The sequence below is a fragment of the Pseudomonas sp. KH_027 genome, from assembly GCF_057838565.1.
In genome coordinates, this window is sequence record NZ_CM174470.1 from 4,650,235 (window position 1) to 4,665,448 (window position 15,214).

Below are 15,214 nucleotides of genomic sequence, written 5' to 3' on the forward strand. Positions count from 1 at the left end.
TCCAGCTCTGTCAGCTAGCCGACAAACCCTTGGAAAATCCATGCCCGATGCCCTGCACTATCGCCCGCTCCTGCTCACCGGCCACTGGTTCAGCGCCGTGCCCAGCGGGCTGCAGGAGGCGTTGCTGGGTAACGCCCGGGTTCGCCGCCTGGAAGCCGGGCAGCGGCTGTTCAGGCGCGGCGACCAACCCTGCGGTGTGTATGCGGTGGTGGAAGGTGCGATTCGTGTTGGCGCGGTCAGCGCGAGTGGCAAGGAAGCCTTGCTGACCCTGGTGGAGCCGCCTTACTGGTTCGGCGAGATTTCCCTGTTCGACAACCAGCCGCGCACCCACGACGCCTTCGCCGAAGGGCCGGCAACCCTGCTGCAGGTACCGCAAACGGTGCTGCTCGACCTGCTCCAGCGCGAACCGCACTACTGGCGCGACTTCGCCCTGCTGATGAGCCAGAAGCTGCGCTTGGCCTTTATCACCCTGGAGGAGATCAGCCTGCTGCCCGCCGCACCGCGCCTGGCCCGGCGCCTGCTGATGATCGCGGAAAATTACGGCGAGGGCGGGCCACGGCGGGTGATTCACCTGGCCCAGGAACAACTGGCGCTGATGCTGGCGATCTCGCGCCAGACCACCAACCAGATCCTCAAGGAGCTGCAGGCCCAGGGCATCCTGCGCCTGACCTACGGCGAAATCGAAATCCTCGACCTGCCGCGCCTGCGCCAAGCTGCGCAGGCTTGAGCGCTCGACACACGACCCATAACGCATGGCACTCCCAACCCGTCAGCCACGCACCAGGCCTTCGCGGTATTGGCTCGGCGACTGCCCGGTCCAGCGCTTGAAGGCGCGGCTGAAACTGCTGCTATCGGCAAAACCGAGCAGGTAGGCAACCTCGCCGATCGAGCAATGCGGGTCGCGCATATGCTGCAGGGCCAGGCTTTGGCGAGTGTCGCTGAGCAGCTGTTCATAGCTGCAGCCCTCATCGGCGAGGTGCCGTTGCAGGCTGCGCAAACTCAGGTGCAAGGTCTGGGCGATGCGCTCGGCGGATGGTTCGCCATTGGGTAATTGCGCCTCCAGGCAGGCGCGCACGCGGCGCTCCCAGGTCAGCGGCTGCAGGTGTTCGAGGGTGCGTTTGAGCACTGCCTCGTTGTGCTCGGCGAGCTCCGGGTTGCCATCTTCGAGCAAGCTGTCGAAGGCCGCGCCGGCGAACTGCAGCAGGTTCTCCCCGGCGCCGAAGAACACCGGCGCGCGCAGCACGTCATGCCATGGCTGCGGATCCGTCGGCGCGGAACGGCGCAGATACACCGCCAACGGCGCGAAGTCGCGGCCGAGGCGGTTGCGGCAGGTACGCACGTAGATGGCGACGAAGGCATCCACGGCCTCGTCCGCCGGCGCCGGGCTGCCCGCCGGCACGCGCAGGCGGAACTCGTAACGCTCACCCACCCGCGTCAGCTCCAGGCTCAAGGCATCGCTGACCACCTGGTGATAACGCACGATGCGCTCGAACACCTCGCGCAGGCTGGTGCTGGCCACCAGGGCATAACCGAGGGCGTGGAAACTGGTCGGGCTGACGAACTGCGAAGTCTTCAAACCCAGTGCCGGATCACCGCTGGCGGCCACCGCCAACTGCCACAAACGGGTGGTCGCCGACAGCGGGTAGCGCGCGTTCGGGTGCTCCATCAACGCCGGGTCGAGCCCCGCTTCGCGGCACAGGGCGGCGCTGTCGAGGCCCAGGGCGTCGAGTTGCTTGCGCAGGGCGCGGGTCCAACTGGCGAGGGAAGTGGGTTCGGCAGTCATGCAGATTGGCGCATCCGGTCAACAGGTTGGCGTTCGTGGTCGGGCCGCATCGGCCGCAGCACGGCACAGTAGGCTCACGTTAATTAGAGGATGTAAGCATGTCCCCGTCTCCTGCAAGCCCCGTGAACCAGAATGCGCAACAACGCGCTGCGCATATCCGCGAAGTGGTGATGGCCCATGGCGTCGAATTGCGCCAGCGCTTCCCGATTCTCAAGCACCAGGATGCCCTCGGCGCCGGCATCCTGGCCCTCGCCTTGGCCGGCATGCTCGGCAGCGCCGCGCTCTATGTCGGCGGCTACATGGCCTGGTGGGCCTGCCTGCTGCTGAATGCGTTCTTCGCCTCGCTGACCCACGAACTGGAACACGACCTGATCCACTCGATGTATTTCCGCAAGCAGCGGGTGCCGCACAACCTGATGATGGGCCTGGTCTGGCTGGCGCGACCGAGCACCATCAGCCCCTGGGTTCGGCGCCATCTGCACCTCAATCATCACAAGGTTTCCGGCAGCGAGACCGACCTGGAAGAGCGCGCCATCACCAACGGCGAGCCCTGGGGTATCGCCCGCCTGCTGATGGTCGGCGACAACATGATGTCGTCCTTTATCCGCTTTTTGCGGGCCAATACTCTCCAGCACAAATGGTCGATCATCACCCGCACCGTCAAGGGCTACGCGCCGCTGGGCCTGCTGAACTGGGGCACCTGGTATGTGTTTCTCGGCTTTCACGCCGCCAATGGCATCGCCAGCCTGCTGAGCGCGCCGATCGAGTGGTCGGCAAACACCCTGGCGCTGATGGACGCGGTCAATATCGCCGTGGTGGTGCTGGTCGCTCCCAACGTGCTGCGCACCTTCTGCCTGCACTTCGTCAGCTCGAACATGCACTATTACGGCGATATCGAAGCCGGCAACGTGCTGCAGCAATGCCAAGTGCTCAACCCGTGGTGGCTGTGGCCGTTGCAGGCGTTCTGCTTCAACTTCGGCAGCAGCCATGCGATCCACCACTTCGTGGTCAAGGAACCCTTCTACATCCGCCAGCTGACGGTGCCCTTCGCCCACCAGGTGATGCGTGAAGCCGGTGTGCGCTTCAACGACTTCGGCACCTTCGCCCGCGCCAACCGCTGGACGCGCGCCGCCCGGACCGAGCCTGCACAGCAGCAGACCCAGGTCGCCTGAGCGCAACGCTGTGCACCCGCAGCGCTCCGGGCAAAAAAAGACCCGCCGAAGCGGGTCTCAGGACTGCCTGGCTGGTGAGCCCTAGGCGAGTTCGTCGAAGCACTCGGCGATAATCGCCAAGCCTTTGTCCAGCAGTGCGTCTTCGGCGGTGATCGGCACCAGCACGCGCAGGACGTTGCCATAGGTACCGCAGGACAGCAGGATCAGACCCTTGTCGCGAGCCTTGGCCACCACGGCATTGACCAGTGCGGCCGCCGGCTTGTGGTGGTCGCCGTCTTCGAACAACTCGACGGCGATCATGGCGCCGAGGGCGCGCACATCACCGATGCTCTTGTGCTTGACCTGAATGGCCTTGAGGCCGGTCACCAGGCGCTCGCCGACCGCTTTGCAGCGATCCAGCAGGTGCTCTTCCTCGAACACATCCATCACTGCCAACGCAGCCACGCACGCCAGCGGGTTGCCGGCATAGGTGCCGCCCAGGCCGCCCGGGGCGATGGCGTCCATGTACTCCGCCTTACCGCACACGCCGGCCAGCGGGAAGCCGCCAGCGATGGATTTGGCGAAGGTGGTCAGGTCGGCAGTCACGCCCATCTGTTCCATGGCGAAGAAGGTGCCGGTACGGCCCGCGCCAGTCTGTACTTCGTCGGCGATCAGCAGGATGCCGTGCTGATCGCAGAGCGCGCGCAGGCGCTTCATGAAGTCTTTCGGCGCGACGTAGAAACCACCCTCGCCCTGTACCGGCTCGATGATGATCGCGGCGATGTCTTTCGGCTCGGCGTCGTTCTTGAAGATCCGCTCGATGCTGGCGATCGCGTCATCGCTGCTGACGCCATGCAGTTCGCACGGGTACTGCGCACGGAAGATACCGCCGGGCATCAGGCCCATGCCGGCCGAGTACGGAACGACCTTGCCGGTCAGACCGAGGGTCATCATGGTGCGGCCGTGGTAGCCACCGGTGAAGGCGATGACGCCGGCACGACCGGTGGCGGCACGGGCGATCTTCACGGCGTTTTCCACCGCTTCAGAACCGGTGGTGACCAGCAGGGTTTTCTTGGCGAAATCGCCCGGCACCTTGGCGTTGACCTTTTCACAGACTTCCACGTAGGGCTCATAGGCCAGTACCTGGAAGCAGGTGTGGGTCAGCTTGGTCAGCTGCTGCTGCACCGCGGCAATGATTTTCGGGTGCAGGTGGCCGGTATTGAGCACCGCGATACCGCCGGCGAAGTCGATGTATTCACGCCCTTCGACGTCGATCACGCTGGCGTTCTTCGCCGACTCGGCGAAGATCGGGTGGATCTGGCCGACGCCGCGCGGTACGGCCGCCTGGCGGCGTTGCATCAGGGATTCGTTGGTCTTGCTCATAAAGTCCTCATTCGCCGCTCATCGGGCGGCGTGGCTCAAGGATTAACGCAGCCGGGGAAAGGCGCGGGCAGCATACGATGATCGACTGCCACGGCCCTGCCGACTGCTCAGGGTTCTTTGTTGCGGTGCTGCTTTGTCAGTTCATGGGCTGGGTAAGGCCGGCTCTTTGGCAACACCCAGCACGGTTATCGCTGACCACAACCCTCCGAGCGGAGCTTAGATCCCACCCAGGCAGAGATATTTGATTTCGAGGTAATCCTCGATGCCGTACTTGGAGCCTTCACGGCCCAGGCCCGACGCCTTGATACCGCCGAATGGTGCCACTTCGTTGGAAATCAGCCCAGTGTTAATGCCAACCATGCCGTACTCCAGCGCTTCCGCCACGCGGAACACACGGCCGAGGTCGCGGGCATAGAAGTAAGACGCCAGACCGAACTCGGTGTCATTGGCCTGGGCAATCACGTCGGCTTCATCTTTGAAGCGGAACAGCGGCGCCAGTGGGCCGAAGGTTTCTTCCTTGGCCACGGCCGCGTTCTTCGGCACGTCGATCAGAATGGTCGGCTCGAAGAAACTGCCGCCCAGGCTGTGCGGTTTGCCGCCCGCCACCAGCTTGGCGCCCTTGCTCAGCGCATCGGCGATATGCTCCTGGACCTTGGCCACGGCCTTGTCGTCGATCAGCGGGCCCGTAGTGATGCCGGCTTCCAGGCCATTGCCGATGTTCAGCTTGGCCACCGCGACTTTCAACTTCTCGGCAAACGCGTCATACACGCCGTCCTGAATGTACAGGCGGTTGGCGCAGACGCAGGTCTGGCCATTGTTGCGGTATTTGGAGATCAGCGCGCCTTCGACGGCGGCATCCAGATCGGCGTCGTCGAAGACGATGAACGGCGCATTGCCACCCAGCTCCAGCGAGACTTTCTTGATGTCTTTCGCGCACTCGGCCATCAGTTGGCGACCGATTTCGGTAGAGCCGGTGAAGGACAGTTTGCGCACGATCGGGTTACTGGTCAGCTCGCCGCCGATGTCGCCGGCGCTGCCGGTGACCACACTGAGCACGCCTTGGGGAATACCGGCACGGTGCGCCAGCTCGACCAGCGCCAGGGCCGAGAACGGCGTCTGGCTGGCCGGTTTGATCACCATGGTGCAGCCGGCGGCCAGGGCCGGGCCGGCTTTCCGGGTGATCATCGCTGCCGGGAAGTTCCACGGAGTAATGGCCGCGGTCACGCCGATCGGTTGCTTGATCACAATCAGCCGCTTGTCGGGCTGGTGGCCAGGAATGACGTCGCCATAGACGCGCTTGGCTTCTTCGGCGAACCACTCGATAAAGGAGGCGGCGTAGACGATCTCGCCCTTGGCTTCGGTCAGCGGCTTGCCCTGCTCCAGGGTCATCAGGCGGCCGAGGTCGTCCTGGTTTTCGATCAACAGTTCGAACCAGCGGCGCAGCTTGTTGGCGCGATCCTTGGCGGTCAGTGCGCGCCAGGCCGGCAGGGCCTTGTCAGCCGCTTCGATGGCGCGACGGGTTTCGACGGCGCCCATTTTCGGTACAGTACCGAGGATCTCGCCGGTGGCCGGGTTGTTGACCTTGATGGTCTGGCCGTTGTCAGCGTCGACCCAGGCGCCATCGATATAGGCTTGCTGGCGGAACAGTTGGGCGTCTTTGAGTTGCATAGCCGTCTCCTTTACCCCGACACACAGGTACCGGGCAGAATTAATATGACTCGACCCAGCTTAGACAGCTGCAGTCAGAAAGAGTGGATGACCGTCGTACCGATTTGGCTCAACGGCGGCAATTGGAACAAGGAGCAGGCCGCTGAGTACGGTATGTCTGTGTTCGCGCCAAAGGCGTTTGAAATCTCAAACGAATCCTAGGGTCGTGACGGTCAAAGGGCAATAGTCCGTTCGAAAAAATTAACGAAAAGTCCACAAAAGTGACGCTTTTCTGATCATTGGCTGAGCAATCTACTACTTTCGTTCAATATCACGAACAAGTTACCCTGGCATGGACGCCCGCCAACGAGATGCGTATCATGGCGCCCGCAACGCACCAGTAGCTCAGCTGGATAGAGTACTGCCCTCCGAAGGCAGGGGTCGTGGGTTCGAATCCCGCCTGGTGCACCAAATAGCTGTTTCAACCTGTCTCTGACAGTCTACGAAACACCCCACGAAGCCCGCCCTGTGCGGGCTTTGTTGTTTCTGCGCACCTCTGCGAGGTGGCGCATCTGGCTCGGAGCCGCGGGATTTCGCGCCTGGCTTCGATCAGAGGTCGGCTTCTTGGTCTTGTCGGGAGAGACAGCCTGTGCCCTGGCGTAGAGGCCATGGCTGAAGACGCCAACCGAACGACAACTTCGGCAGTTAGATAGCTAGGTACAACAACCGGCCTGTCTGCCTCTGAGCCATTCGGCACAATTGATAATAAATCGCATTTAGTCTATCGTCTGCCTCTCCCTCAGCCCCCGAACTCACATGCGTAAGCATCACTGGACTTTGTGATTTCGAGATTGAAACCGTGACTCACGACGCTGCGAAACTTGGGCTCTACCAGGCGCACCGGATCAACCTGATCAATTATGCCCAATCGGTCGTGGGAGAGCGGATGATGGCCGAAGATATCGTGCAGGATGCCTTTCTGCGCTTTGTCGCCCTCAATGAAAAGCCGATCGAACAGCCTCTGGCTTATCTCTATCGAATCGTGCGCAACCTGGCTCTGGATGTAACACGGCGTCACGCCGCCGAACGCCGCCAGCAGGAAACTCCACCAGAGTGGATGCAACCTGGCGCCACGCACTCTCCAGAACAGCACTTGCTGCAGACCGACCAAATGCGCCAGGTCGCAGCGGCATTGGCCGAGCTGCCGGAACAAGCGCAGAGGGCGGTAAAGATGCACCGCATCGGTGGTTATACTTTGCAGCAGATTGCTGAGCACTTGAACGTATCGCTGACCACTGCCCATCGCTTGGTCAGAGACTCTGTCGTTCATCTCGCGGCGAGACTGGCCGCAGACGAGCCTGGCAGGACACCAGAGAACAAGGATCGCACCCCGTGCAACGGTTGACCAACGACGCCTCCTCGCAAGAGCGCTGCCGCGAACAGGCGGCCGACTGGCTGCTGCGCCTGGAGGCCGAGCCCGAGTGTATGGGGCAGTTTGAAGCCTGGTTGCTGGCCTCCAACGAACACGCTCAGGCCTGGGCTCAGGTCAGCCAAGCCTGGAGTTGCCTGGGCGGGCTTGCAACGATCCAGCCCGAGCAGGCGCCGAGCGCCGACGTAACGCCAATCAGCGCGCCCGCAAAACCACCGGTGATAGGTCGACGCCGCTGGGCGCCTCGCCTGGCGGCCGCGGCCTGTATCTTCGGCGTGGCGGTGCTGGTGCAATCATCGCTGCCGCAACGGCTGCTGGCGGACCTGAGCACCGGCAGCGGTGAAGTTCGCCAACTGCAACTGGATGACGGCAGCCTGCTGACCCTGGCGCCGAACAGCGCCGTGGACATTGACTTCAAGGCTGGCAGAAGACAGATCAAGCTGTTGAGCGGAGAAGGATTCTTCCAGGTCGCCCACGACGCCAGCCGGCCCTTCGTGATCGCAGCTGCAGGCATCGACGTGCGTGTTCTCGGCACCCAGTTCAGTGTGCGCCTGGAGCCTTCGCGACTCAGCGTTGCCGTGCGCGAAGGCACCGTCGGCGTCAGTAGCGCGACACCGGGACAGACGCTGGATCAGCGGCTGACAGTTGGCCAGCAACTGCAGATTGATCGGCAAAGCGGCGCACTCGCTCATTCGCAGATCGCGCCGACCGAGGTCGCGGCCTGGCAGAGCGGCAAAGTGTTCTTCGACAATGCCAGCGTGGCCGAGGTGATTGAGGAGTTACGCCGCTTTCACCAGGGCTGGATCGTCATCGCCAATCCGCAACTGGCCGAGCAGCGGGTCACCGGCCTCTATGACCTGCACGATACGCAACGGGCCCTGCAAGCGCTGGCCTCGCCCTTCGAGGCTGAAGTGTTGACGCTCTCGCCATTGCTGATGGTGCTCAAGTAGCGCAGAAAAATATTTCGCTTTTCGTGGAAAAAAATCCGCCGGGCTTCGTCTTTCTGTTTTTTAAATTGCGAATGAGTCGCGATTAAGACCAGCAAGGGCACCCGATGAGCAATCGATCAACGTTGCAATACCGCCTTACCCAGTGCGCAAGCCCAGCCTTGGCCACCGCGCTGACGCTGCTGGCGATGGCTGTCAGCAGCGGCGCCTTGGCACGGACTATCGAGGTGCGACCCGCACAGACTCCGACAACGGAACAAACTCCGGCAAACCTGAGCTACGACTTCAATATTCCCGCCCAGCCGCTTGCCAATGCTCTGAATGCCTTTGGCCGCCAGGCCGATATGCAGATCAGCCTCGAAGCCGGGCTGACCACCGGCAAGCAAGCCTCAGCACTGGTGGGGCACTACAGCGTCGAGCAAGGTCTGCAGCGTTTACTCGCCGGCCAACCGATCAACTGGTCGATGGCTGCTGACCGCACGCTGGTGTTGACCCGTAAACAGAATGGCGCCAGCCTCGACCTGGGGCCTATCAGCATTCAGTCGACAAGCCCGCAGGAAACCGCCAATGGCCCGGTCGACGGCTATCGTGCCAGCCGCAGCGCCACCGGCACCAAGACCGACACCGCATTGCGCGACATCCCGCAATCGATCCAGGTGGTTCCGCGCGAAGTGTTGCAGGACCAGCAGGTAACGCGCTTGAGCGATGCCCTGAGCAATGTCAGCAGCGTGCAGCCGAGCAGCACCCGCGCGGGCACCGCCGACACCTTTGTGGTGCGCGGTTTTCGCGCGGTGTCCTATGCCACCGACGGGGTCATGAGCAGCCCGATTGCCGAGCGCCCGGAAGTGCTGCGCGACCTCGCCAACGTCGAGCGGGTCGAAGTGCTCAAGGGCCCGGCCTCAGTGCTGTATGGCCGCGGCGACCCCGGTGGGCTGATCAATATGGTCACGCGCCGGCCGGCCTTCGAGCCGGAAGGGCGGGTTCAGGTGCAGGCCGGCACCCGGGACTTCTACCGCTTGGAAGCTGACCTCACAGGGACCCTCGACCCGCAACAGAACCTGGCCGGGCGACTGACCCTGGCCAGCCAGACCGACCGTGGTTTCCGCGACACGTACCGAGACAACGAGCGCACCTTCATTGCCCCCTCGCTGTTTTGGCAGGCGGGTGAGGACACGCGGGTCAACCTCGACCTCGAATACACCGAGCAGTCCGGTCAGTTCGACCGTGGCCTGGTGGCCGTGAATGGCAAGGTCGACCTGCCGGCTGATCGCTTTCTCGGCGAATCCTGGTCGCGCCAGGAAGCCAAAAAGACCGCCGTGACCCTGCGCATCGAGCATGACCTCAACGACTGGTTGACCCTGCGCCAGGTGACGCGCATGGACTCCGGCCGCAATGACCGTTTCAGTGTCGACCCACGCGACATACGCAGTGATGGACGCACGCTGCGCCGCCGCGTGACCGACTCCGAGGAAGAGGTGAAAACCCTCGACAGCCAGTTCGAAGCCATCGCCAAGTTTGCAACAGGCGACCTTGAGCACACCGCCCTCGCCGGTTTCGAATACGTCCATGGCCGCCTCGACCTCACGGCGGATCGTGCCAGCATCGCTGATATCGACATCTACGATCCGGTCTATGGCGCCCAGCCAGGTACATTCGCCTTCAATCAGAAAGTCGATAACCGGGTCGACGTTTACAGCCTCTACTTGCAAGACCAGATTGCCCTCGACGAGCAATGGAAGCTGCTGGTTGGCGCGCGCTATGACCAGACGCAACAGACAAACGAGACGTTGGAAGCGGACCTGGCGCGTACGCGCAACGACATCGATGCATCCGAAGTCACCCCGCGAATCGGCGTGGTCTATCAACCCAACGACTGGCTGTCGCTGTACACCAGTTACAGCACCTCATTCCGCCCGCAAACCAGCATCAGCCAGGATGGCAAAGTTCTCGACCCCGAGACCGGTGAACAATACGAAGCCGGTGCCAAGTTCGAGCTGATTCCCGGCCAGTTGTCAGCGACCCTGGCCGTGTTCGAAATCACCCGGCAAAACGTCGCGGCCACCGACCCGAACGACTCCGACTTTACCGTGCAGACCGGCGAGCAGCGGGTGCGCGGCATCGAGTTGGACGTCAGCGGTCAACCCATGCCGGGCTGGCGAATCATCGGCAACCTGAGTGGCTTGAAGTCCGAAGTTACCGAGGACACGACGATCGTCGAAGGCAATCGTCTCACCGGCGTACCGCGCCTGAGCGGTGCCCTGTGGTCCACCTACCAGATTCAAGACGGCGACCTCAAAGGTCTGGGCTTCGGTGCCGGGGTCATCGGCGTGGGGCAGCGCGAAGGCAACCTGGCGAACGATTTCGATGTCTCTGGCTACACCCGCTTCGATGCCAGCCTGTTCTATGACATCGACGACAACCTGCGGGTCGCGTTCAACGGCCGTAACCTGACGGATCGCAAGTACATCGAGACCGTAGCCGAGGCGACTGAAATCTACGCCGGAGCTCCCGCGCAGGTCGTGGCGTCGCTGACGGCCAAGTTCTAGTCCGTCCGGTTCGCGACAACCCTCCCCCGAACAAACCGGCAGCCCTGTGCTGCCGACTTGTCCCTGTTGATAAGCGAGTTTCCTTTTTGAGCGATAGCGCTGCCCAGAACATGATTGCCGGCTACAAACGGCTGACGCATAAACGCCTGGCACTCTGCGCCCTGCTGGTGTGCGCCCTGTTGTCGGCCATGGCCTTCGACATCACCACAGGCTCGACGCCTTTCACCCTGACGCAAATCCTCGGCGCCCTGCTTGACCCACAAGGTGGCGAAGCGGATGTCGCGGTGATCGTCTGGGAGTTGCGCCTACCCTACGCGTTGCTGGCGGTACTGGTCGGCATGGCATTGTCGCTGGCCGGGGCGGAGATGCAGACCATCCTCAACAACCCACTGGCCAGCCCGTTCACCCTTGGCGTGTCTTCCGCGGCCTCGTTCGGCGCGGCGCTGGCATTCATCCTCGACTGGGGGATTCCCGGCCTGCCGTCGAGCTGGCTGGTGTCCGCCAACGCATTTGTCTTCGCCTTCGCCTCGGTGCTACTCCTGCAAGCGGTATCGCGGGTGCGCGGTGCCGGCATGGAAACCCTGGTGCTGTTCGGCATCGCCCTGGTCTTCAGCTTCAATGCCGCCGTCGCCTTGCTGCAATACATCGCGGCGCCCGGCGCCCTGCAACAACTGGTGTTCTGGAGCATGGGCAGCCTGGCCCGGGCGAGTTGGCCAAAGCTCTACGTGCTGCTGGCGGTGGTGCTCTGCGTGCTGCCGTTTTCCTTGCGCGCCGCCTGGCCGATGACGGTGCTGCGCCTGGGCGAAGAGCGCGCCCACAGCTTCGGTATCGATATCGCGCGCCTGCGTTTCGCCGCCCTGCTGCGCATCAGCCTGCTGGCCGCCACGGCGGTCGCCTTTGTCGGCACCATTGGCTTCATCGGGCTGGTCGGCCCGCACATTGCCCGGCTGCTGATCGGCGATGACCACCGTTTCTTCCTGCCCGCCAGCGTGCTGGTCGGCGGCCTGGTCATGTCGCTGGCGTCGATTGCCAGCAAAACCCTGGTACCCGGGGTGATTCTGCCGGTGGGCATCGTCACCGCGCTGGTCGGTGTACCGATCTTTCTGTCCTTGGTGTTCAAACGCGGGGAGCGCGCATGAGCCTGGCAAACGGCCGCGCGGGATTACGCGTGCAAGGTTTGAACGTAGGTTATGGCGGCGCACGGGTGATCGAACGGCTGACCCTGCCGGAATTGCGCCGCGGACGCGTGGTCGCCTTGATTGGCCCCAACGCTGCGGGCAAGTCCACCTTGCTGCGCGCAATTGCCGGCCTGCTGCCCACCGAGGGTTCCATCCAGCTGGGCGAGCAGGAGCTGCTGGGCATGCATCTGGCGCAACGCGCCGAGAAAATCGGTTTCATGCCACAGGCCTTACCCCACGGCATCGCCCTGAGTGTGCTGGAAACCATGCTGGGCGCGCTGCGGGTCAGCACTACCGGCGCGGCATTGGACAGCACTCGCGACTTGCAACTGCGCGCCCATGCCTTGCTCACTCGTCTGGGCATCGAGCATTTAGCCCTGCTGCCGTTGCAGCGGCTTTCCGGCGGGCAACGGCAAATGGTCAGCCTTGCCCAGGCGGTCATTCGCCAACCCGACGTGCTGCTGCTCGACGAACCCACCAGCGCCCTCGACTTGCGCCATCAGGCGCAGGTCATGGGCACGGTCCGCGAACTGGCCGAGGACGGCCGCATCGTCATCGCGGTGCTGCATGACCTCAGCCTTGCGGCACGCTGGGCCGATGACGTGATGGTACTGAACAAGGGCCGGCTGCACTGCGCCGGCACCGCCCATCAAGCCCTGACCGCACAGATGCTGGCCGAGGTCTACCAGGTTGCCGCGCGGGTCGAGCAGTGCTCGCGCGGGCATTTGCACATCGCGGTGGACGGGCCGCTCGAACAAGGCGCCGGCCGATGATCAAGCTCATCTCCCGCTGGGCCTTGGGCCTGTTGTTCTGCCTTTTGCCGCCGGCACTGTCGGCGCAGAACTATCCGCTCGAGGTAATCGATGTTGCCGGTCGCACGGTGACCTTGCACAAGCCGCCGGAACGGATTTTCCTGCAGGACGGCAATGACCTGCTGACCCTCGCCCTGCTCGACCGTGAAAATCCCTTTGCGCGCCTGGCGGGCTGGAACAATGTGCTCGGTTCGTCCGACCCCAGTATCTGGGCGTTGCTCAAGCAACGCTGGCCCCTGGCCGCGCAGGTACCTGATATCGCCTTCGACGACAACGGCTCGGTGGATCAGGAAGCCTTGCTGCGTACGCGCCCGGATCTGCTCATCGCGCAACTCTCGGCGCGTGCCGGGATCGAGAGCACAGCGCTGGCGGAGATTCTCCAGCGCCTGGATATCCCGCTGGTGTATGTCGACCTGGAGACCGACCCGCTGCACAACACCCTGCGGAGCGTCGAGTTGCTCGGCCAGCTACTCGACCGCGAAGAACGTGCCGAGGCTTATAGCCGTTTCTACCGGGAACACCTGGCGCCGCTGACCGCCCAGGTCGCGAAAAAACCAGCGCCGAGGGTCTTCATGGAAATTCGCGCAGGTCAGTCGGGGCTCGATCACTGTTGCTTTGCGCAAGGCCGTGTCGGCTGGGGTTTGCTGATCGAAGCGGTCGGTGGACGTAACCTCGCCGCCGATTACCTGACCGGCAACAGCGGCGACATTGCCTTGGAAACCCTGATAAGACTCAAGCCGGATGCGTACCTGATGACCGGAAGCCAGCGCCAGCGCAGCGGCTCCAGCAGTATTCCGCTGGGCTACCAGACGTCCGACGCCGAGGCGCAAAAGGCCTTGGTCAGCCTCATGCAACGGCATGGCATGCGCGCAACGGCAGCCCGGCCACAAGCGTGCGTACATGCGCTGTACCACCAGTTTTACAAGAGTGTGTTCAATATCGTTGGCCTGGAATACCTGGCCGGGATTCTCCACCCAGGTCAGTTCCAGCAACTCAATCCCGCGCACACCTACCGGCAGATCATCGAGCGATTCACCGAACTGCCGTCGGCGCCGATTCTGTTGGAGGTCAGTCGCTCGTTCGATGGCACGGCTGAATGCCGCACTTGGGCCGAGCAAACCTGACTCGGCCCTTTAAGCGCGGGGCCTTACGGCGTATGCATTCCTGGACTGACGCTGATCATCTGTCGATTTAGCGCCGGAGTCTGCATGACCAGGCTTGCCCAGGACACCCCATAAAGCCAACACACCTCGACGTAGCCGTCGTGCAGCCCAGGGAGGGCGCCTGCGCTAATGCATGGCCGCGAGCTCGAAACAGAGACTAAAGCCCATACCCGCGCCGACCTTGCAGACGCATTCGCTGCGTCAGCATGACGACCAATAACACTGCCAACAAAGGCCAGCTCCAGGCCGTAACCTTGCTCGGGTCCACTGCCCGCGCTGAACGGGCATAGCACTGCTATCGACCTCGATGGCCAACCCTATGATCAAATCGGGGCAACTACTTGCGCTACTTCCGAAAACAAGCCGCGGGAGCTGAGCGTGCATGCCGTTTATAGCCAACGGCAAACATATGCAGCCTGCTGGGCTTCCTGATTGAGCGGTTCGCCCAACACGCCTAGGACGACTGCAAAGTATTAAGAAAGCCCCTCGAACACCTGAGTCCATTCAGAAGGCCCAGCGCGCGCCAAAAGACTGCAAATGATACTGAGTACCGCCTTGCGGGTTGAGCTCAGAACCCACCATCACCTCCCCCACCTGCCGGCGCATATCGAGCAGAGCCGTATTGCGCTCCACGCTCTCCACTGCCCACTTGCTTCTATAAAGCGCATCAAGCGGTAAAACCCGGTCATTTTGATAGAGGCATACAGACAGTTTGACTAGCGATAACACGGATAACAACGCGACAAGTCCTGACACCACTTCAACGCCGAATAGCACATATCCGCCAGCGTCGAAGTAGCCACGAGGCATGCCCGAACCCACACCTCGTCTCAAGCCGATTGCCTTTTGTTCAAGGCCGATATCGTCCTCAATCTCGACCATTTCAACCGCCCCTTTGACCACGCGCTTCACCGTACGCCATAGCCTCAGACACTTAACTAAAGTTGAGACTGAGGCACAGTAAATCTAACAACAGAACCCAATGTATCGAGCGCCCCACCACAATTATTCAGATTCCCATGCAGGTGTCTCAGGCTCAGGCGTGGAAACACGCCAAACAGATGTACTCATGGAGCTGCTTTTAATCTGAAACTGCCGCAGTTGCGTCACGGAAAACCTGAACAAATCTGACAAATAATTCAGTGACCCTCTGTCACTGATAAGTTTTCACTACT

At 62.4% G+C, this 15,214-nt stretch carries 12 protein-coding genes and 1 tRNA gene; 9 read left to right on the forward strand and 4 right to left on the reverse strand.

Going from position 1 to position 15,214, the window contains the following annotated elements:
* Positions 1–40 precede the first annotated feature (40 nt).
* Positions 41–727: a Crp/Fnr family transcriptional regulator gene (locus tag AC3IYG_RS21790; protein ID WP_489311554.1), complete on the forward strand. Its 687-nt coding sequence runs from the start codon at positions 41–43 to the stop codon at positions 725–727.
* Between the two features lie 42 nt (positions 728–769).
* Here the strand turns inward: AC3IYG_RS21790 and AC3IYG_RS21795 are convergent, their stop codons facing one another.
* Positions 770–1,783 carry an AraC family transcriptional regulator gene (locus AC3IYG_RS21795; protein WP_489311555.1) on the reverse strand — a complete coding sequence of 338 codons (1,014 nt, stop codon included), beginning with the start codon at positions 1,781–1,783 and terminating at the stop codon, positions 770–772.
* A 98-nt stretch (positions 1,784–1,881) separates the two neighbouring features.
* Here AC3IYG_RS21795 and AC3IYG_RS21800 point away from each other — a divergent pair, with 98 nt between their 5' ends.
* Positions 1,882–2,955: a fatty acid desaturase gene (locus AC3IYG_RS21800; protein ID WP_489311556.1), complete on the forward strand. Its 1,074-nt coding sequence runs from the start codon at positions 1,882–1,884 to the stop codon at positions 2,953–2,955.
* Positions 2,956–3,036: 81 nt separating this feature from the next.
* On the opposite strand, the gene gabT is transcribed toward AC3IYG_RS21800, so the two are convergent.
* Both gabT and gabD read right to left on the reverse strand, forming a co-directional pair.
* On the reverse strand, positions 3,037–4,317 hold the full coding sequence (gabT, locus tag AC3IYG_RS21805; protein WP_489311557.1) for a 4-aminobutyrate--2-oxoglutarate transaminase: 1,281 nt from the start codon (positions 4,315–4,317) through the stop codon (positions 3,037–3,039).
* A 216-nt stretch (positions 4,318–4,533) separates the two neighbouring features.
* Positions 4,534–5,985, reverse strand: a complete 1,452-nt coding sequence (gene gabD / locus AC3IYG_RS21810; RefSeq protein WP_489311558.1) for an NADP-dependent succinate-semialdehyde dehydrogenase — start codon at positions 5,983–5,985, stop codon at positions 4,534–4,536.
* Between the two features lie 373 nt (positions 5,986–6,358).
* Between gabD and AC3IYG_RS21815 the strand changes: the two genes are divergently transcribed.
* The 7 genes from AC3IYG_RS21815 to AC3IYG_RS21845 all read left to right on the forward strand — a co-directional run bounded on the left by AC3IYG_RS21815 (position 6,359) and on the right by AC3IYG_RS21845 (position 14,000).
* Positions 6,359–6,435: transfer RNA gene (locus AC3IYG_RS21815), tRNA-Arg, on the forward strand.
* A gap of 388 nt (positions 6,436–6,823) precedes the next feature.
* A complete protein-coding gene (locus AC3IYG_RS21820; RefSeq protein ID WP_489311559.1) occupies positions 6,824–7,369 on the forward strand; it encodes a sigma-70 family RNA polymerase sigma factor in 546 nt (181 codons plus the stop codon).
* Positions 7,357–8,343: a FecR family protein gene (locus AC3IYG_RS21825; protein WP_489311560.1), complete on the forward strand. Its 987-nt coding sequence runs from the start codon at positions 7,357–7,359 to the stop codon at positions 8,341–8,343. Before AC3IYG_RS21820 ends, AC3IYG_RS21825 begins: the two co-directional genes overlap by 13 nt.
* Positions 8,344–8,447: 104 nt before the next feature.
* A complete protein-coding gene (locus AC3IYG_RS21830) occupies positions 8,448–10,886 on the forward strand; it encodes a TonB-dependent siderophore receptor (protein ID WP_489311561.1) in 2,439 nt (812 codons plus the stop codon).
* 110 nt (positions 10,887–10,996) lie between these two features.
* Positions 10,997–12,025 carry a FecCD family ABC transporter permease gene (locus AC3IYG_RS21835; protein ID WP_489313980.1) on the forward strand — a complete coding sequence of 343 codons (1,029 nt, stop codon included), beginning with the start codon at positions 10,997–10,999 and terminating at the stop codon, positions 12,023–12,025.
* Positions 12,022–12,837 (forward strand): ABC transporter ATP-binding protein, encoded by an 816-nt coding sequence (locus tag AC3IYG_RS21840; protein WP_489311562.1) that lies wholly within the window; start codon positions 12,022–12,024, stop codon positions 12,835–12,837. Before AC3IYG_RS21835 ends, AC3IYG_RS21840 begins: the two co-directional genes overlap by 4 nt.
* Complete coding sequence (locus AC3IYG_RS21845) at positions 12,834–14,000, forward strand: ABC transporter substrate-binding protein (protein ID WP_489311563.1); 1,167 nt, start codon at positions 12,834–12,836, stop codon at positions 13,998–14,000. Before AC3IYG_RS21840 ends, AC3IYG_RS21845 begins: the two co-directional genes overlap by 4 nt.
* Before the next feature lie 543 nt (positions 14,001–14,543).
* Here AC3IYG_RS21845 and AC3IYG_RS21850 read toward each other — a convergent pair.
* On the reverse strand, positions 14,544–14,921 hold the full coding sequence (locus AC3IYG_RS21850) for a hypothetical protein (RefSeq protein WP_489311564.1): 378 nt from the start codon (positions 14,919–14,921) through the stop codon (positions 14,544–14,546).
* Positions 14,922–15,214: the final 293 nt, after the last annotated feature.